Annotated in this window: 17 protein-coding genes; 6 read left to right on the forward strand and 11 right to left on the reverse strand. The window is 64.9% G+C overall.

The features are described from left to right. Positions 1-28: 28 nt before the first annotated feature. The gene (locus tag J9885_RS04430) at positions 29-1,756 is read right to left on the reverse strand and encodes a potassium/proton antiporter (RefSeq protein WP_043807954.1); all 1,728 of its coding nucleotides are present in this window, start codon (positions 1,754-1,756) and stop codon (positions 29-31) included. Between the two features lie 355 nt (positions 1,757-2,111). Here J9885_RS04430 and J9885_RS04435 point away from each other — a divergent pair, with 355 nt between their 5' ends. Then, complete coding sequence (locus tag J9885_RS04435; RefSeq protein WP_246876792.1) at positions 2,112-3,383, forward strand: GGDEF domain-containing protein; 1,272 nt, start codon at positions 2,112-2,114, stop codon at positions 3,381-3,383. A gap of 98 nt (positions 3,384-3,481) precedes the next feature. Here the strand turns inward: J9885_RS04435 and J9885_RS04440 are convergent, their stop codons facing one another. The 8 genes from J9885_RS04440 to asnS form a co-directional block, all read right to left on the reverse strand. Continuing rightward, positions 3,482-3,628: a hypothetical protein gene (locus J9885_RS04440; protein WP_010674048.1), complete on the reverse strand. Its 147-nt coding sequence runs from the start codon at positions 3,626-3,628 to the stop codon at positions 3,482-3,484. Beyond that, positions 3,628-4,314: a M15 family metallopeptidase gene (locus J9885_RS04445; RefSeq protein ID WP_210548216.1), complete on the reverse strand. Its 687-nt coding sequence runs from the start codon at positions 4,312-4,314 to the stop codon at positions 3,628-3,630. The genes J9885_RS04440 and J9885_RS04445 overlap by 1 nt, the downstream gene beginning before the upstream one ends. 52 nt (positions 4,315-4,366) lie before the next feature. Further along, positions 4,367-5,494 (reverse strand): succinyl-diaminopimelate desuccinylase, encoded by a 1,128-nt coding sequence (gene dapE / locus J9885_RS04450; RefSeq protein WP_210548217.1) that lies wholly within the window; start codon positions 5,492-5,494, stop codon positions 4,367-4,369. 22 nt (positions 5,495-5,516) lie between these two features. Beyond that, positions 5,517-5,867, reverse strand: a complete 351-nt coding sequence (locus tag J9885_RS04455) for an ArsC family reductase (RefSeq protein ID WP_210548218.1) — start codon at positions 5,865-5,867, stop codon at positions 5,517-5,519. Positions 5,868-6,063: 196 nt separating this feature from the next. Next, positions 6,064-6,378, reverse strand: coding sequence for a hypothetical protein (locus tag J9885_RS04460; protein ID WP_197068409.1), 315 nt, complete (start codon positions 6,376-6,378; stop codon positions 6,064-6,066). A gap of 384 nt (positions 6,379-6,762) precedes the next feature. Continuing rightward, positions 6,763-7,419, reverse strand: a complete 657-nt coding sequence (locus J9885_RS04465; RefSeq protein WP_210548219.1) for an adenine nucleotide alpha hydrolase — start codon at positions 7,417-7,419, stop codon at positions 6,763-6,765. Positions 7,420-7,544: 125 nt separating this feature from the next. Beyond that, on the reverse strand, positions 7,545-8,888 hold the full coding sequence (locus tag J9885_RS04470; protein ID WP_182954482.1) for an anaerobic C4-dicarboxylate transporter: 1,344 nt from the start codon (positions 8,886-8,888) through the stop codon (positions 7,545-7,547). A gap of 297 nt (positions 8,889-9,185) precedes the next feature. Then, on the reverse strand, positions 9,186-10,586 hold the full coding sequence (asnS, locus tag J9885_RS04475) for an asparagine--tRNA ligase (RefSeq protein ID WP_210548220.1): 1,401 nt from the start codon (positions 10,584-10,586) through the stop codon (positions 9,186-9,188). A gap of 183 nt (positions 10,587-10,769) precedes the next feature. Between asnS and J9885_RS04480 the strand changes: the two genes are divergently transcribed. After that, positions 10,770-11,129 carry a hypothetical protein gene (locus J9885_RS04480; RefSeq protein ID WP_210548898.1) on the forward strand — a complete coding sequence of 120 codons (360 nt, stop codon included), beginning with the start codon at positions 10,770-10,772 and terminating at the stop codon, positions 11,127-11,129. Here J9885_RS04480 and J9885_RS04485 read toward each other — a convergent pair. Then, on the reverse strand, positions 11,117-11,938 hold the full coding sequence (locus tag J9885_RS04485; protein ID WP_043761890.1) for a HAMP domain-containing protein: 822 nt from the start codon (positions 11,936-11,938) through the stop codon (positions 11,117-11,119). The genes J9885_RS04480 and J9885_RS04485 overlap by 13 nt on opposite strands. A 145-nt stretch (positions 11,939-12,083) precedes the next feature. Then, positions 12,084-13,358, reverse strand: a complete 1,275-nt coding sequence (bioA, locus tag J9885_RS04490) for an adenosylmethionine--8-amino-7-oxononanoate transaminase (RefSeq protein ID WP_210548221.1) — start codon at positions 13,356-13,358, stop codon at positions 12,084-12,086. Positions 13,359-13,547: 189 nt separating this feature from the next. Here bioA and bioB point away from each other — a divergent pair, with 189 nt between their 5' ends. The 4 genes from bioB (at position 13,548) to bioD (ending at position 17,428) form a co-directional block, all read left to right on the forward strand. Beyond that, positions 13,548-14,636, forward strand: a complete 1,089-nt coding sequence (gene bioB, locus J9885_RS04495) for a biotin synthase BioB (RefSeq protein WP_210548222.1) — start codon at positions 13,548-13,550, stop codon at positions 14,634-14,636. Beyond that, a complete protein-coding gene (bioF, locus tag J9885_RS04500) occupies positions 14,633-15,826 on the forward strand; it encodes an 8-amino-7-oxononanoate synthase (RefSeq protein ID WP_210548223.1) in 1,194 nt (397 codons plus the stop codon). The genes bioB and bioF overlap by 4 nt, the downstream gene beginning before the upstream one ends. Then, positions 15,816-16,619, forward strand: a complete 804-nt coding sequence (bioC, locus tag J9885_RS04505) for a malonyl-ACP O-methyltransferase BioC (protein ID WP_210548224.1) — start codon at positions 15,816-15,818, stop codon at positions 16,617-16,619. The genes bioF and bioC overlap by 11 nt, the downstream gene beginning before the upstream one ends. A gap of 128 nt (positions 16,620-16,747) precedes the next feature. Then, positions 16,748-17,428: a dethiobiotin synthase gene (bioD, locus tag J9885_RS04510; RefSeq protein WP_210548225.1), complete on the forward strand. Its 681-nt coding sequence runs from the start codon at positions 16,748-16,750 to the stop codon at positions 17,426-17,428. The last annotated feature ends 90 nt before the right edge of the window (positions 17,429-17,518 follow it).

Below are 17,518 nucleotides of genomic sequence, written 5' to 3' on the forward strand. Positions count from 1 at the left end.
CTGAGTAATGGCGGCGCAGGGCCGGTGCCTAGACGGGGTCTTCTTCCAGGAAGCGCACCCCTATCTTGCGGGGTTCGCCATCCTCCATCTCCGCCACGGTCCAGAGCAGGCCCTGCCAGGCGACATGGTCACCGACAACCAGATTATCGCCCAACTGATGGGCAATAAAATCGCCGAGGGTCTGATCCGCCACTTCGCTCACATCCAGGCCGTACAGGGGGGCGAGATCCACCAGTCTGGCGGTCGCCTCCAGCAGGAAGTCGCCGAAGAAGCGGGGGCCCAGATCCTGTTCTGGCGCCTGGCTGAACAGCTGGCCGAGGGCGGGGAGATCCCGTTCGTGGCCGATGACGCAGAGGATGTCGTCCGATTGCAGCCGGGTACTGCCCGAGGGGTGCAGCAGCTCCTGACCGCGGAACAGGGCGCAGATGCGGGTTCCCTGGGGCATGCGCAGCTCCCGCAGGGGAGAACCGATGCACCACTTCTCGGCGCTCAGGCGATAGACGAAGGTCTCCCACTGGCTGTCGAGATCGATCTCGAGGCCGGAGCGGTTGATGGGGGAGGGGGGCGCCGGCACCTCGACCCGCGCCAGGCGGGAGGCGAGCGGCAGCGAGCTGCCCTGCAGGATGAGGGAGACCAGTACCACGAAGAAGGCGACGTTGAAATAGAGCTGGGCGTTGGGCAGCCCCGCCATCATGGGGAAGACCGCCAGGATGATGGGCACGGCGCCACGCAGCCCCACCCAGGAGATGAACCAGCGCTCCCGGGGGGCGAAGTTCTTGAACGGCAGCAAGCCGATCCACACCGACACCGGACGGGCAAACAGGATCATCCAGGTCGCCAGCGCCAGCGCCGGCAGGGCGATGGGCAGCAGATTGCTCGGGGTGGCGAGCAGCCCCAGCACCAGGAACATGCCGATCTGGCTGAGCCAGGTCAGGCCGTCCAGCACCGACAGCGTGGTGCTGCGGCTGCGCAGGGAGAGGTTGCCAAGCAGCAGCCCCGTGAGATAGATGGCGAGGATGCCGCTGCCCCCCACCGCCGTGGTGATGGCGAAGATGAGCAGGCCGCCGCTCACCGTGAGCAGGGGGTAGAGGCCGGGCGCCAGGCGGGCCGTGTTGATGAGTTTCCACAGCAGCCAGCCCCCCGAGAGGCCGATGCCGGCGCCGAGGCCGAACTGCTTGATGAGTTGCAGCAGCAGGAAGCCGGCGTCCAGCCCCTGCTGGGCGCTGGCCAGCACCTCGATCAGGGTGACGGTGAGAAAGACCGCCATGGGGTCGTTGCTGCCGGACTCTATCTCCAGGGTGGCGCTGACCCGCTCGTTGAGGCTGCGCCCGCCGAGCAGGGAGAAGACCGCTGCCGCGTCGGTGGAGCCGACGATGGCACCGATGAGCATCCCCTGCAGCAGGTTGAGGTCGAACAGCCAGGCGGCGGCCAGCCCGGTCAGACCGGTGGTGATGGCGACGCCGACGGTGGCGAGCGACAGGGCGGGCCAGAGTGCCACCCGAAACGAGGAGACCCGGGTGCGCATGCCGCCATCGAGCAGGATGATGGCGAGCGCCAGGTTGCCCACCAGGTAGGCGACCGAGTAGTTGGCGAAGTGGATGCCCCCCGGGCCATCCTCACCGGCCAGCATGCCGACGGCGAGGAAGATGACCAGGATGGGAATGCCGACCCGGGACGAGAGTGCGCTCAACAGGACACTGGCTCCCACCAACAGGGCACCGATAAAGAAGAAACTGTTGATGGTGACGGCATCCAAGGGCGAACTCCTTCCTGGCTGGTGTAAAGTAGGCACATTATATGCAGGAAATGTGACAAAGTGGCGATTTTGTGTCTTGAATTTGCAATTTATTACACTTCTCCGCCTCTGGCCGGACGCCGTTTGTCGGTACACCTATGAAGCCCTTCCTCCAACGCCGCCGATATACTGCCATCCCGCAAGCGGTTGTTGTCCTGTTGCTTACCCCGCTCGATTCGCATCGCCCGCCCGTTATGCGACCCCCGTCCGGTTTTCAAGATCGCTATTGCTTGAAATGTTAATAAAAAGCCGTTTTCCAGCCCGAATTTGGGTATATTCCACCCATGATGAAATAGCCCCTTGAATTGGAATAATAATGTTACAACTCAGACGGTTATGGTGGCTTCTCGCCCTCTTGATGGTGGCCTCGCTGCTCCTGGTCGCACTGTTTGAGTGGGGCCCCAGACGTCATCTGGTGATAGTCCCGAGTGACCAGTGGGAGGTCGCGACCATCGACGATCGCCCTGCGGGTGGCGACTCGGTGGCGACCCTGGCGCCGCAAGGTACCGGCATGACATGCGAGCTGGGGAGCCAGTATCGCTGGCCCTATTGCGAACTGGCGATCACCCTGACCTCCCCTGAGCTGGGGATCGATCTGTCTGACTACGATAACCTGATCTTGCAGTTGGCAGGGGAAGGGCCGAGTAACACCGCCTGGCGGATCTATCTGCGCAACTACCACCCGGACTACTCGCGGGACGGGGATCCTGTCTCCCACAAGGTCAACGCCATCTTGTTCGATCCCGGGCAGTACCCGGGGCGGGTCGAAGTGCCTCTCAAGCTCTTTACTCCTGCCACCTGGTGGCTGACCGACTACGACATTCCCCTGATGCAGCAGGGCCAGGACCTGAGCCGGGTCTTCGCCATCGAACTGGCGACGGGGTCGGGGGCGGCCCCTGGCCACTACCGGCTGAAGGTGGAGACGCTGCTCTTCGAGGGGCCCTGGATGCCACCCAGCCTCTTCTATCGTGCCCTCTTCATCGGCTGGAGTCTGGCGGTGATCTCCCTGCTGCTGATGGATTATCTCGGGATGCGGCGGCGTCTGGCGAAGATGAGCAGGCAGGCCAGGCAGACCATGGCGCGCAACCGGGATCTGGAGCTGGAGTACCGCATGGCCAGCAATCAGGTGCGTTATGACCCTTTGACCGGGGCCCTGAGCCGTTATGAAGGGGAGTCCCGACTGGTGCACCACGATGGCGAGATGACCCTGGTGTTTATCGACATCGACCACTTCAAGCAGATTAACGACAGCCAGGGCCATCCGGTAGGCGATGAGGTGCTCAAGTGTCTGGTGAGCGAGCTGTTGCTGCAATTGGAGGAAGGAGACATGCTCTGCCGCTGGGGCGGGGAGGAGTTCGTGCTGTTGCTACCCGGGCGTTCATTGGTTTGGGGCCAGGCACTGGCCGAGCGTCTGCGCCTCGCGGTGGCCGGGAGTCGCAACTGGCCGAACGGAGTGGCGGTCACCGCCTCGTTCGGGGTGGCGAGCCGCCAGCCTGGCGAGCCGATGACCAAGACGCTGCAGCGCGCCGACATGGCGCTCTATCGTGCCAAGGGGGCGGGGCGCAACCGGGTAGAGGTCGCTGACTGAGATGGATGAAAAAGCAGCGGCCAGTCTCTGCTGGCCGCCTGTGTGCGTCGTGGTGGCTCGGGATGCGGGTATCCATCGGGCCAGGTGTATTCGGGCAGTCAGTCGTCCTCGTCGTCCTTCACTTCCCGTATCTTGTCCTTGTACTTGGGCAACTGCTTCTCGAGCTGCTTCATGTCCTTGATGGCGTTGAGAAACAACCCGAGCAGGAACAGCAGCGGCAGGCCTATCCATAACCACAGACTCATCAGATTCTCCTTTCGCTGTGACCCGGGGTGACGTAACGGGCCAGTATCTCGTCGAGATGGGCCAGTATGCACCCCTTGCCTTCAATATCCGCCTGTTGCAGGCAAAGTGCCAGCGCCGCCGGATCGAGCATGAGCTCGTCCGACTCGGGCGCGAAGCTCAGATGCCAGGGCTCGTAGGCGACCCCCTGATCGGCACCGACCGGCCTGGCATAGGGCAGGAAGAAGCCGAAGTCGTTCATCCGATCGCCGAGCCATTCGCTCAAGTCGGCAAACCAGCCATCCGCCTCGTACTCCCAGGGTTCCAGCGCGAGCCGGGTGCCAGCGGGCAGGCAGTCCGGATCATAGATGTCGAGATCCGTGCCCCAGTGGTGACGGCTGGTGCCAGGCAGGGCACTCCAGCGCAGGATGGCGTGCAGCCGGGCCTCGTCGCTCAGCTGCAGGGCGTCGATGGGTTGGCTGGCGGCATCCAGCAGCGGCCGCTCCCCGCGCCACTTGCCGTTCCAGATGGCGAGCTGACGCTCGAAGCTGCGCCAGCTGGAGGCCGCCTGCAGGTTGAAGCCGTCGTGGGCGGCGGCCACCTGCATGTCGTTGAAGGCCGCCGCGGTGGCGGCGGTCAGACGATGGGGCCCGCGTCCCACCAGGATGAGGTGGCTCTCGTCGAGCCCCAGCAGTTGATCCTGGGTCATGGTTGCATGGTCTCCCGTGTCAGCGGTGGCGCCATTGGCAGGCGAAAGGTCCTCATGCCAGCAACCGCGCCAGCACCCCTTGGTACATGTCCGCCAGGAGATCCAGATCGTCCGCCTTCACGCACTCGTTCACCTTGTGGATGGTGGCGTTGACCGGACCGAGCTCGATGACTTCCGCGCCGGTCGGGGCGATAAAGCGTCCATCGGACGTTCCCCCCGTGGTGAGCAGGGCCGGCTGCTGGCCGTTGACCTGCGCGATGGCGGCGACGGCGGCCTCCAGCAGGGCGCCGGTGTCGGTGAGGAAGGGCTGGCCGGAGAGGGTCCACTTCAGGTCGAAGTCCAGGCCGTGACGGGTCAGCAGCGTCTCGACCCGCTCGCGGATATCCGTGTCGGTGAGCTCGGTGCTGAAGCGGAAGTTGAACTGCACGTGCAGCTCCCCCGGAATGACGTTGGAGGCGCCTGTCCCGCCCTGGATGTTGGCGATCTGGAAGCTGGTGGGGGGGAAGTAGGCGTTGCCTTCATCCCAGACGGTGGCGGCGAGTTCCGCCAGCGCCGGTGCCGCCTTGTGGATGGGGTTGTCCGCCAGGTGGGGATAGGCGACGTGGCCCTGGACCCCGCGCACCACCAGATCGCCGGTGATGGAGCCGCGCCGGCCATTTTTCACCACGTCACCCACCAGGGCGGTGGAGGAGGGCTCGCCGACGATGCACCAGGTGATCTTCTCGTTGCGCGCCTCCAGGGTATCGATGACGCGCACGGTGCCGTTGATGAAGGGCCCCTCTTCATCGGAGGTGATGAGAAACGCGATGGAGCCCTTGTGGTCCGGGTGCTCGGCCACGAAGCGCTCGGTGGCCACCACCATGGCGGCCAGCGACCCCTTCATGTCGGCGGCGCCCCGGCCATAGAGCATGCCATCCAGGATGGTCGGCTCGAACGGCGGGGTGCGCCACTTGTCCAGCGGGCCGGCGGGCACCACGTCGGTGTGGCCGGCGAAGCAGAAGAGCGGTCCTTCACTGCCGCGGCGTGCCCAGAGGTTGGTGGTGTCTTCAAACACCATGGGTTCGATGACGAAGCCGAGGCGCGCGAGGCGCTCTGCCATCAGGGTTTGGCACCCTTCGTCCAGGGGGGTCACGGAGGGGCGGCTGATCAGATCCTTGGCCAGTGTGATGACGTCCGACATCGGTGTTCCTTAACAGAAATAGTTAACGAGAGAAGAGGGATTGGTAGTGGTCGGCCTTGAAGCCCAGGGTCAGCTCGCCATCCTTGTCCAGCAACGGGCGCTTGATCATGGCCGGGTGGGCCAGCAGCAGGTCACGGGCCCTGGCGGTGTCGAGCCCCTGTTTGGCCTCCTCCGGCAGGGCGCGGAAGGTGGTGCCACGGGTGTTGAGCAGGGCTTCCCAGCCGAGGCGCTCCAGCCAGAGATCGAGCTGCTCCGCGGTCAGGCCGTCGGCCCTGTGGTCGTGAAAGCGGTAATTGATACCCGCTTCATCCAGCCACTTGCGGGCCTTCTTGATGGTGTCGCAGTTCTTGATGCCATAGAGGGTGGTGGCCATGAGGGATCCTTTGTCTGGGGGCCTTGGGCCCTGAAATCCGAAGGTGGAATCATGCAAGGGCCCGATTCTGGCATTGTGGCGATCCCATGGCAACGCTCGCGGCCAGACTCGCTGGTTTTACCAGTAACGAAGGGGAAGGGGGAGAGGCTAAAAACGCGCCAGAGGGCGCGTTTTGACAAGAAAAGAGGCGGCAGGATCAGTGCAGCGTGGTCCACTCGTGGTCGAAGACCCGGGCCCGCTCCCAGGGCGCGTCCGGCAGGCTGGAGGAGAGGCCGGCGTATTTGCCCACGTCATCCACCACGATGGCGGAGAGGATCGGCAGATGGTTTTCGGTGCAGTACATGCGGATGCGTTGCAGCAAGGTGCGCAGCTCGTCCTGGCACTGCTCCAGCCCGGCCTGCCTGGCCAGCTTGGAGTAACGAATGGTGGTGCGTTCCTTTGCAGACTCGACGAGGATGTCCCACAGCTTGTAGTCGCAGGTCGAGGTGCCCGCGGTGGCTTGGTTTGTCATAACTCTCTCCGGTGCGAAATGGTCGCTCTGTGTCGACGGGCATCTTGGCCACTTCATGCCCGATGGACGTTGATCCAACGCAAACAAAGTGGAGGTTGTCGGCCTCTATGCCTCGGGAGGCATTCTAGTACGCCTTCCTCAGAGTTAAATATCGTTATTTAAATCATTATTGGCCTTTAAAACTAAAATCGTTTGCTTTTGTTGGTCTTATCTGTGGTGGTGACAGGGGAAACAGAGAGAGCAAGAGAATGGGGGCTGAGACGGTCGGAGGGGGAGCGACGCAAAGGCACGCCACGAGAGGGGGCTGTCCTCTGTGGCGTACCCGCCGGCGTCATGGGGGGGGGTGTCCCGTGGGACGGCGGCTCGCAGGGACTGGCCGGCGTGTCAGCCCTCCGTCTCCGCCAGGTAGGCGAGGTGATCCTGACGGGCGACCTGCCTGTGGCCTAGGATCACGGGCGCCGCAAAACCCGGGCCGTCGGTCACCATGGTGTGGTACTCCCCCTGCTCGCCGCAGGCATCGAAGCCCCGGGTGGCCGCCAGCTGCTGCAGCTCGGCGAGGGCTCCCTTGTCCAGCACCCGCCCCACCCAGTCGGGGGCCAGCACCCGGGTATCGACGCAGGAGAGGTGGGCGACGATGCCCCGGGCCAGCAGATCCGCCAGCAGCGCCTCGCGGGAGAGCTGCCAGAGCGGAGTATGCACGGCGATCCCCAGCGGCTGGCAGCGCTCGCGGATCCAGTTTGGCGCACCGCCCACGCTGTCGATATCGCCGGTGACGACCCCATCCAGTTGCCACTCCTCCTTGAGCTTGGTCAGCGCCCGCTCATAACCGAGATCGAACGGCGCCTCTATGGTGACCAGCCGGTGGGGCAGCCCGAGGGCCGCCGCCTGTCGACGCACTTGCGACAGGGGATGGGCGAGAAAGCGGGGCGAAGGGGGGGCAAAGGTCGCCAGTGCCACCACCTGATGACCCGCTTCGCGGGCATGGCAGAGGGCCTGCATGGCATCCTTGCCGCCGCTCCAGAGCACGATGACGCGAGACATGGGGACGGTTCCGTTGATGAGGGAGGAAGCATGCTACCGAGTGCGCGGGCGGTTGGCAAAGCGCTGGCCGATGGCGGGGGATAAAAAAGCGGCTCCCATGGGGAGCCGCTCGCACTGGGTCTGTGTCACAACAGGATGTTGGTCAGGATAAAGCCCAGGGTACAGGAGGTCACCACCCCGATGAGGCCGGGAATGATGAAGCTGTGGTTGATGATGAACTTGCCGATGCGGGTGGTGCCGGAGCGGTCGAAGCCGATGCAGGCGAGATCGCTCGGGTAGGTCGGCAGCACGAAGTAGCCGTAGCTCGCCGGCAGGAAGGCGATCAGCAGCTTGGGTTCGACCCCCAGCGCCAGCCCCATGGGGGCGATGGCGGTCAGCGCCGCGGCCTGGCTGTTCACCAGCTTGGAGATGAGGAAGAGCACCAGGGCGTAGGTCCAGGGCTGGGCCTGCACCACGTGGGCCAGGGTCTCCTTGAGCAGCGGCATGTGGGCCTGGAAGAAGGTTTCGCTCATCCAGGCGACCCCGAACACGGAGAAGATGGCGACCATGCCTGCCTTGAAGACGGCGCCGTTGGCGATCTCCCCCGGCTTGACCTTGCAGCGCATCAGTATGATGGCGCCGGCGATCAGCATCATCATCTGGATCACCAGGTTCATGGAGAGGGGGCCCGTCTTGTCCTTGATGGTGAAGACCGGACGCAGACCCTCATTGGCCCCCAGCAGCACCACGGCGGCGATGGCGGCGAAGAAGATCCAGGTCGACCAGTAGGCCTCTTTCGGGAACTTGGTATTGAGCAGGGTCTCGCCACCGCCGTAGATGAAGTCGCGTTGGGCGGGGTCCTTGATCTTGGCCTGGAACTCCTCGTCCTTGTCCAGATCCTTGCCGCGGCGCAGGCTCCACAGGGCCGCGACGATGACGCCGGTCAGGGAGGAGGGGATGGCCACCATCAGGATGTCCAGCAGACCGTAGGCCTGACCCACGCCGTGGGCCGCCGCCAGGATGGAGACCATGGAGACCACGGCCACCGAGACCGGCGAGGCGCAGATGGCCATCTGGGAGGCAACGGACGCCACGGCCATGGGGCGCTCGGGGCGAATGTTCTTCTGCAGCGCGATGTCGGCGATGATGGGGAACATGGTGTAGACCACGTGGCCGGTGCCGCACAGGAAGGTGAGGGTCCAGGTGGTGAGCGGCGCCAGCAGGGTGATGTACTGGGGGTGGCGGCGCAGCAGGCGCTCGGCCACCTGCATCATCAGGTTGAGGCCGCCGGCGGTCTGCAGGGTGGCGGCGCAACCGATCACCGCGAGTATGGTCAACATCACCTGCACCGGCGGTTCGCCCGGCACCAGGCCGAAGACGAAGGTCAGCAGGAAGAGACCGATGCCGCTGATGAGACCCAGCCCCATGCCCCCAAAGCGGGTTCCCAGCAGCAAGCAGCCGAGTACCACCAAAAATTCCATCAAGATCATTCCATTACCTCGTGTGGTTGAATCCATGTCCCCATCGGCCAGGGCCCCGGGATCATCTGCCGTTATTTACCCCTTTAGGGAGTGATGCCATTCTGCCCTCCCTAAAGGGGTAAAAATTTGCGTTGCTTCAACAACTCGCCTTTTTCCGATTTAAGTGCATAAAAACTACGGCAGACCCGCTTTACCGGGGCCAAATCTGGTCCCGCTTCAGGGGCAATGGGGATACGAAGGGGAAACGACGGGCACAAAAAAGCCGACCCAGGGGTCGGCTTTTTGCGATTCGCGTGTTGTCCGCGATCAGAACTCGGCGGTACGGGGGGTACGCGGGAAGGGGATCACGTCGCGCACGTTGCCCATGCCGGTCACGTAGACCACCAGACGCTCGAAGCCCAGACCGAAACCGGAGTGCGGCACTGTGCCGTAGCGGCGCAGGTCGCGGTACCACCAGTAGTCTTCCTTGTTCAGGCCCATCTCGGCCAGACGGGCATCCAGCACCTCGAGACGCTCTTCACGCTGGGAGCCGCCGATGATCTCGCCGATGCCCGGGGCCAGCACGTCCATGGCGGCAACGGTCTTGCCGTCGTCGTTGAGGCGCATGTAGAAGGCCTTGATGTCTTTCGGGTAGTTCTTCACCACCACCGGGGACTTGAAGTGCTCCTCGGCCAGGTAGCGCTCGTGCTCGGAGGAGAGGTCGATGCCCCAGGAGACCGGGAACTCGAAGCTCTTGCCGCAGTTCTGCAGCACTTCGATGGCGTCGGTGTAGTCAATCTGGGCGAAGTCGGAGGCAACGAAGCGCTCCAGACGGCCGATGGCGTCCTTGTCCACGTGCTGGGCGAAGAACTCCAGATCGTCGCGGCGTTCCGCCAGCACGGCGTTGAAGACGTACTTCAGCATGGCTTCGGCCAGGGCGGCGTTGTCTTCCAGGTTGGCGAAGGCCACTTCCGGCTCCACCATCCAGAACTCGGCCAGGTGGCGGCTGGTGTTGGAGTTTTCGGCGCGGAAGGTCGGCCCGAAGGTGTAGACCTTGGACAGGGCGCAGGCGTAGGTCTCGACGTTCAGCTGACCGGACACGGTCAGGAAGGTCTCCTTGCCGAAGAAGTCCTTGTCATAGTCCACCTTGCCTTCGGGGGTGCGCGGCAGGTTTTCCATGTCGAGGGTGGAGACGCGGAACATCTCGCCGGCCCCTTCGGTGTCGGAGGCGGTGATCAGCGGGGCTGCGATCCAGAGGTAGCCCTGTTCGTGGAAGAAGCGGTGGATGGCCTGGGAGAGGCAGTTGCGCACCCGGGTCACGGCGCCGACGATGTTGGTGCGGGCACGCAGGTGGCCCTGCTCGCGCAGGTACTCGATGCTGTGGCGCTTGGCAGACATGGGGTAGGTGTCCGGATCTTCGACCCAGCCCACGACCTTGACGTCGGTGGCCTGCAGCTCGAACGCCTGGCCGCTGCCCTGGGATTCCACCACCAGGCCGGTCACTTCGACGGAGCAGGCGGTGGTCAGACGCAGCACTTCATCCTCGTAATTGGCCAGGGTATTGGGGACGACTGCCTGCACCGGATGGAAGCAGGAGCCATCGGAAATGGCCAAAAATGAGATCCCCGCCTTGGAATCGCGGCGGGTCCGGATCCACCCTTTGACTGTCTGGGTGGTGCCGACCGAATACTTACCGGCCAGCACATCTACTACGGATGCGTGCGTCATCGAAATATTGTCTCCAGCTTGTTCTTGCAGCGCTATTTGCAACACTTGGGGTCTGGCCCGGGCGCAGTTGGCCCACCATGGCAGACTAAGCCGTTCATCTTACCCGCGCGGGTTTGATAAACAAGCAAAAATGTCGGACCCTTGCGGGGATTTCCCCATGCATCCTGCATGGATCCTGACGGTATGGCGGGGGTGAGGGTGAAGGAACGCAGGCGCGGGCCGGATGGCTGGATACGGGTACTGCAGGGGCTGGTGATCCTCTGCTGGGGCGGATTCATCGCCCTGCTCTCCCTCTACCATTTCGCACGGCCACAGGTGGCCTACGGCTTTCTGGTCTATGGCGGGGTCAGGGTGCGCCAGAGCTGGGATCCCCTGCTCACTCCCTGGCTGGAGCACGGGCTCTGGGCCTGCTCCCTGCTGACTCTGGTGGTCCTGCTGCTGGAGCGCAGGCGCAGTCGCCGCCAGGATGACGCCCTGCACGTCAACCTGCTCATCCTGCTGCTGATCCTGCTCGCCTGCCTGCTGTTCTACTACCGGGGGTGATCGCCGGACGCCTCGTCCCGGGGCGGGGTTGCGGTGCGCTTGCCGAGCCTTCGCTCCACGCTGTCGAGCATCTGGTTGTAGGCGATCGCCACCCGGCCGATTTCGTCTCCCTCATCCACTTCCAGCCGATGGCCGAAGTCGTTGCGATCGGTGGCCTCTTCCATGGAGCGGGTCAGCTGGTTGAGAGGGCGGACTATCCAGGTGCGGATAACCCAGAGGGTGAGCAGCAGCCCCAGGCCGAAGATGAGGGTGAGGCTGAGCGCCGAGGTGAGGATGTTCTGTTCGACCCGGGTGAACAGGGTGTCGAGGGAGTAGTCAAAACGCACCGCCCCCAGCACGGTATTCTCCGGCACCTGGTGGCAGCTGGTGCAGTCGGTGCCGCGAAAATCCTTCCTGGCCAGCAGCGGGCGGGTCACCACCAGGCGGCTGTGCATGCCGTCGTGCTCTACCTCCAGGCTGCCCTTGCCCGCCAGCGCCAGGGCATCGTATCTGTCTTTGGGGGCCTCAATGTCGCGTCCCGGCCCGTACTGCTTGTTGACTGCCGCCCCGCGTACGATGCGGGCATCCTCCACGTGGGCGTGATCGAGAAACTTGGCGCGCAGGGTGTCGCGGGCATCCATCTTGCCGGTCAGCATCAGCATGTTGAGACCGTCGAAGTAGGCCTCGGTCTGCTCGTGGCTCTGCTCCTTGATGAGGCCCAGGATGAGATCCCGCTCGCGCACCGCCTGATAGGCCGCGGAGAACACCAATACCATGGAGAAGATGAAGAGCAGGAAGAAGTTGAACTTGGCAGCAATGGAGAGGCGCATGGGACTGGTACATCTGTTGGGTAAAACCCGCGCAGTGTACCTTGCCGGGTCAGGGTCTTTTGATAGTTTGCTCACATTATGATGAAAAAGAGCCAAAGGGCCCCGTCGTAGTGGCGGGGCCCATGCCAGATCAGCGCAGCCGGATTCAGAACTCGCCGGCGGTGATGGCCTCGCCGATGGCGCCGGTCAATACCCGAAGCTCTTCCGGGGTGATGACGAAGGGGGGCATCAGGTAGATAAGCTTGCCGAAGGGGCGGAGCCAGGCCCCGAGCGACACGAACTTGCGCTGGATGCGTGCCACGTCCACCCGCTCCTTCATCTCCACCACACCAATGGCGCCGAGCACCCGGACGTCGGCCACCGCCGGGTGCAGGGTCAGCGCCACCAGCTCGGTGCGCAGCTGGTGTTCGATGGCGCGCACCCGTTCCTGCCACGGGGAAGCGAGCAGCAGGTCGATGGAGGCGTTGGCCACCGCACATGCCAATGGATTACCCATAAAGGTGGGTCCGTGCATAAAGACGCCCGCCTTTCCGTCGCAGATGGTGCGGGCAACCTGCTCAGTGGTCAGGGTCGCCGACAGGGTGAGATAGCCCCCGGTGAGCGCCTTGCCCAGACACATGATGTCGGGGCTGATGCCGGCCCAGTCACAGGCAAACAGCTGACCGGTGCGGCCAAAGCCGGTGGCAATCTCGTCGGCAATCAAGAGCACGCCGAACTCGTCGCACAGGGCGCGCACCCACTGCAGGTAGCGGGGGTGATAGAAGCGCATGCCCCCCGCCCCCTGGACGATGGGTTCTAGCACGATGGCGGCGATTTCCTCGTGATGATCCGCCATCAGGGTCGCGAGCTCCACCACGCAACTCTCGTCCCACTCGGCGTGGAAGCGGCAGCTCGGGGCTTCCACGAAATGGTGCTCGGGCAGGAACCCCTTGTAGAGCTCGTGCATGCCGCCATCCGGATCGCACACGCTCATGGCGCCGAAGGTATCACCGTGATAGCCGCCCCTAAGGGAGACGAATTTGGCGCGGGGTGTCCCCTTGGCGTGCCAGTACTGCTGGGCCATCTTGAGGGCCACCTCCACCGCCACCGAGCCGGAATCCGCCAGAAACACCCTGTCCAGCCCCTTTGGGGTGATCTCCACCAGCTTGCGACACAGCTCCACCGCCGGGGCATGGGTCAGGCCGCCAAACATCACGTGGGACATCCTGCCGAGCTGGGCAGTGGCGGCGGCGTCGAGCTCAGGCACCTGATAGCCGTGGACGCAAGCCCACCAGGAGCTCATGCCATCCACCAGCTCGCGCCCGTCGCTGAGGGTGAGGGTCACCCCCCTGGCGCTGGCCACTTCATAGCAGGGCAGGGGATGGGTGAGGGAGGTATAGGGGTGCCAGACGTGGTGCAGGTCGAATTCTTGGTTGGTCATTTTATGTTCTGTTGTCAATTGATTTGATCTGGTCGGTGTTGACAGTCTACGCGTGCTCTCTACACTAGCCAACAATTTCAGCCACTTGGCATCGTGCACCCGTTCTGCGCACGGCCTGGTGGCGGGTTCAGCGGCCGCGCATTCCACCAGGTGGCGCAGGATCCCACTTATAACAACCGGAAGCCATGTATGAATGCTCTCACCCGGGGCGGTCACGCCCTTCGTCACGACTGGACCCTGTCCGAGGTTCAGGCCCTCTTTGCCCTGCCATTCAACGATCTGCTGTTCCAGGCCCAGACGGTGCACCGCGCCCATTTCGACCCGAACGAGGTGCAGGTGAGCACCCTGCTCTCCATCAAGACCGGCGCCTGCCCGGAGGACTGCAAGTACTGCCCCCAGAGCGCTCGTTATCACACCGGGCTCGAGGCCGAGCGGCTGATGGAGGTGGAAAAAGTGCTGGAGCGGGCCCGTGAGGCCAAGGCCAACGGCTCGTCCCGCTTCTGCATGGGGGCCGCCTGGCGCAACCCCAAAGAGAAGGACATGCCCTACATCCTGCGGATGATCGAAGAGGTGCGCGGGCTCGGCATGGAGACCTGCATGACGCTAGGGATGCTCACCGCCGATCAGGCGGCGCGCCTCGGGGCGGCGGGGCTCGATTACTACAACCACAACCTCGACACCTCGCCGGAGTTCTACGGCGACATCATCACCACCCGCACCTACCAGGACCGCCTGGATACCCTGGAGCACGTGCGCGGCGCCGGCATGAAGGTCTGCTCCGGCGGCATCGTCGGCATGGGGGAGCAGGCAAAGGATCGGGCGGGCCTGCTGATGGCGCTCGCCAACCTGCCGCGCCACCCGGAGAGCGTGCCCATCAACATGCTGGTCAAGGTGAAGGGGACGCCCCTGGAAAATCAGGAGAACCTGGACCCGTTCGAATTTATCCGCACCATCGCCGTGGCGCGCATCATGATGCCGGCCTCCCACGTGCGCCTCTCCGCCGGGCGGGAGAAGATGAACGAGCAGATGCAGGCCATGTGCTTTATGGCGGGGGCCAACTCCATCTTCTACGGCTGCAAGCTGCTGACCACCCCCAACCCGGACGAGAACAGCGACATGCAGCTCTTCAAGCGGCTCGGCATTCGCCCCGCCCAGCGGGCCCAGAAGCCGGATCAGGTTCAAGAAGAGGAGCTGCTGGCCGAGGTGAACCGCCAGCGCGAGCCGAGCGAGCTCTTCTACGATGCCACTCGCCCCCGCGCAGAAGCTGTCCGTACATGATGACCCCTGTTGTCACCGGTCCCTTTGCACTGGGGCAGGCCCTGGCCGAGCGTGAGCAGGCCGCCCTGCTGCGCCGCCGCACCCCGGTGGAGGCCGCGAGCGGCGGACGGATCCGGGTCGGTGGGCGCGACTGCCTCAACGTCTCTGGCAACGACTACCTGGGGCTCGCCGGTCATCCTGCCATCAAGGCCGCCTTCGCGGCAGGTGTGGCGCAATATGGCGCGGGCGCTGGCGCCTCCCCCCTGGTGACCGGCTACAGCCGTGCTCATCAGCAGCTGGAGGAGACGCTGGCCGAGTGGCTCGGGGTGGAGGCGGTGCTGCTGTTCAACTGCGGCTTTTCCGCCAATCAGGCGGTGCTCAAGGCCCTGCTCGGCAAGGAGCATCTGCTGTGGCAGGACAGGCTCAACCACGCCTCCCTGCAGGAGATGGGGAGCCAATTGCCCTGCAAGATGAAGCGCTTTGGCCACAACGACATGGCCGCTCTTGAACGGCTGCTTGAGCCAAGCCGGGGCCTGATCGTCTCGGAGGGGGTCTTCAGCATGGACGGGGATCAGGGCCCCTGGGGTGAACTGAGCCGCCTGGCCGCCCAGAGCGGCAACTGGCTGATGATCGACGATGCCCACGGCCTCGGGGTGCTGGGGCCGGAGGGGCGTGGCACCCTGGCGGCACAAGGGGTCAGTCCGGGCAGCGTACACGTCCATATGGGCACCTTTGGCAAGGCGCTCGGGGTGGCTGGCGCGTTTGTGGGTGGCAGTCGCGAGCTGGTGGAGTATCTCGTCAACTTCGCCCGTCATTACGTCTACAGCACCCATATGCCCCCCGCCCAGGCGTGCGCCGTGCGCCAGAGCATCGAGCTGGTGCGTGGGGCCGACGAGCCCCGTGCCCACCTGGCTCGCCTTGTCGCCCGCTTTCGGCAGGGGGCGCAGGCATTGGGCTGGCAGCTTGGCGAAAGCGACACCCCCATCCAGCCGCTGCTGGTGGGGGAGAGCAGTGCCGCCCTGCAACTGGCCGAGCGGCTGCGTGGGCGCGGCGTCTGGGCCGGCGCCATCCGCCCGCCCACGGTGCCGGTCGGCACGGCGCGCCTTCGCATCACCCTCTGCGCCGCCCACGGCGAGGACGACGTGGATCGCCTGCTCGAGGCGCTGGGGCCCCGCCTGGCCGACGAGAGAGGAGGCGCCCATGCTCCATGAGCGTTTCCAGGCGGTGGACAAGACCCTGCTCGCCCGCCGCTTCGGGGCTGCAGCCCGCCACTACGACGCCCATGCCCGCTTCCAGCAGGAGGTGGGGCAGGCGCTGCTGGGGCGGATGAGCGAGGGGGGCATAGCGGAGGAGCTCCGGGGTCAGGGGCTGGATCTGGGCTGTGGCACCGGCTTCTTTCTGCCCCAGCTGGCCTCTCGCTGCAACGGACTGACGGGGCTGGATCTCGCTCCCGGCATGCTGGCCCAGGCCGCATTGCGCGGCAGCGGCGCCCGCCTGGTGTGCGGCGATGCGGAGGCGCTGCCCTTTGCCGACCAGAGCCTGGACTGGGTCTTCTCCAGCCTGGCCCTGCAGTGGTGCGAGCGCCCTGCCCAGGCCTTTGCCGAGTTGCACAGGGTGCTCCGGCCCGGCGGCCAGATCTTTTTCTCGACCCTGCTGGCGGGGTCTTTGTGGCAACTGCGGGAGGCCTGGCGCGCCGTCGATGGCCGTGCCCATGTCAACCGCTTCCTGACGCTGCCCCGGCTGCTGCAGGCCGTCGACGCCGCGGGCTTCACGGCGCCCGAGCTCTGTCCCGTCACCTGGTCCCTCGCCTACCCGGAGATCGGCGGTCTGCTGCGCGACCTCAAGGGCATAGGCGCGAGCCAGGTCAACGACGCGCGCAATACAGGGCTTGGCCATCGCCAGCGCCTGGTGCGCCTGGGAGAGGCCTACGAGCGCTACCGCCAGCCGGACGGCCTGCTGGCCGCCACCTATGAGGTCTGCCTCGGGCGCCTGGTGCGCTGCTGACCCGAAAGGCCCGGCGCCTCGGTCACAGGCCGGGGCTGGCCGCCAGCGGTGGCGGGCGCAGGGTCGCCCTTATCCCATCTCGAAACGGGGCGTGATGGCGCGCCCCTGCATTGCATCAAGGAGTCATCATGACCAGATCCTATTTCGTCACGGGCACGGATACCGACGTCGGCAAGACGCAGGTCGCCCGCACCCTGCTGCAGGCGTTCGCCGCCCGGGGCATTCGCTGCGCCGGATACAAGCCCGTGTCGGCGGGCTGCACCCCGACCCCGGATGGGCTGCGCAACCTGGATGCCCTGCTGCTGCAGAAGGCCGCCAGCCTCCCGCTGCCCTATGAGCGAGTCAACCCCTATGCCTTCGAGCCCCCCATCGCCCCCCATATCGCCGCCCGGGAGGTGGGGGAGAGCATCTCCTTTGCCGGGTTGTCGGCGGGACTGCGGGAGATCGAGGCAAGCGGTGCCGAACTCGTGATCGTCGAGGGGGCGGGGGGCTGGTGCCTGCCGCTGGATCACGAGTATCTGCTCTCGGACTGGGTGGCCCGGGAAGAGCTGCCGGTGATCCTGGTGGTGGGGGCCAGGCTGGGGTGCCTCAACCATGCCCTGCTCACCGTCGCCGCCATCCGCCAGCAGGGGTTGAGGATCGCCGGCTGGGTGGTCAACCGGGTGGATCCGCACATGAGCCGCTATGAAGAGAACCTGGGGACCTTGAAAGCCTTGCTGCCGGCCCCATTTTTGGGTGAGATACCCTTTGTCGAGGCCGTGCACGAGGCGGACTTGTGCGGGTATCTCGACGTTGAACCCCTGCTCTGACGCCAGACATTCAGCAAACATTCATCGAGTCTGTCTATTATCGGGGGCAAGTATGGGCTGGGTTTCCCTCCGGGGTGGCCCGAACCATGC

This window comes from Aeromonas sp. SrichE-2G, from assembly GCF_017939565.1.
GTDB classification, from domain to species: Bacteria; Pseudomonadota; Gammaproteobacteria; order Enterobacterales; family Aeromonadaceae; genus Aeromonas; species Aeromonas taiwanensis.

Coding starts and splice junctions, on each gene's coding strand:
- dapE (WP_210548217.1), bottom strand. CDS start 5,494: ATGTCGGACGTCATCACACTGGCCAAGGATCTGATCAGCCGCCCCTCC.
- bioF (WP_210548223.1), top strand. CDS start 14,633: ATGATGACCCCTGTTGTCACCGGTCCCTTTGCACTGGGGCAGGCCCTG.
- bioA (WP_210548221.1), bottom strand. CDS start 13,358: ATGACCAACCAAGAATTCGACCTGCACCACGTCTGGCACCCCTATACC.
- J9885_RS04460 (WP_197068409.1), bottom strand. CDS start 6,378: ATGACAAACCAAGCCACCGCGGGCACCTCGACCTGCGACTACAAGCTG.
- J9885_RS04455 (WP_210548218.1), bottom strand. CDS start 5,867: ATGGCCACCACCCTCTATGGCATCAAGAACTGCGACACCATCAAGAAG.
- J9885_RS04445 (WP_210548216.1), bottom strand. CDS start 4,314: ATGACCCAGGATCAACTGCTGGGGCTCGACGAGAGCCACCTCATCCTG.
- J9885_RS04485 (WP_043761890.1), bottom strand. CDS start 11,938: ATGCGCCTCTCCATTGCTGCCAAGTTCAACTTCTTCCTGCTCTTCATC.
- asnS (WP_210548220.1), bottom strand. CDS start 10,586: ATGACGCACGCATCCGTAGTAGATGTGCTGGCCGGTAAGTATTCGGTC.
- bioC (WP_210548224.1), top strand. CDS start 15,816: ATGCTCCATGAGCGTTTCCAGGCGGTGGACAAGACCCTGCTCGCCCGC.
- bioB (WP_210548222.1), top strand. CDS start 13,548: ATGAATGCTCTCACCCGGGGCGGTCACGCCCTTCGTCACGACTGGACC.
- J9885_RS04480 (WP_210548898.1), top strand. CDS start 10,770: ATGGCGGGGGTGAGGGTGAAGGAACGCAGGCGCGGGCCGGATGGCTGG.
- J9885_RS04470 (WP_182954482.1), bottom strand. CDS start 8,888: ATGATCTTGATGGAATTTTTGGTGGTACTCGGCTGCTTGCTGCTGGGA.
- J9885_RS04465 (WP_210548219.1), bottom strand. CDS start 7,419: ATGTCTCGCGTCATCGTGCTCTGGAGCGGCGGCAAGGATGCCATGCAG.
- J9885_RS04435 (WP_246876792.1), top strand. CDS start 2,112: ATGTTACAACTCAGACGGTTATGGTGGCTTCTCGCCCTCTTGATGGTG.
- bioD (WP_210548225.1), top strand. CDS start 16,748: ATGACCAGATCCTATTTCGTCACGGGCACGGATACCGACGTCGGCAAG.
- J9885_RS04440 (WP_010674048.1), bottom strand. CDS start 3,628: ATGAGTCTGTGGTTATGGATAGGCCTGCCGCTGCTGTTCCTGCTCGGG.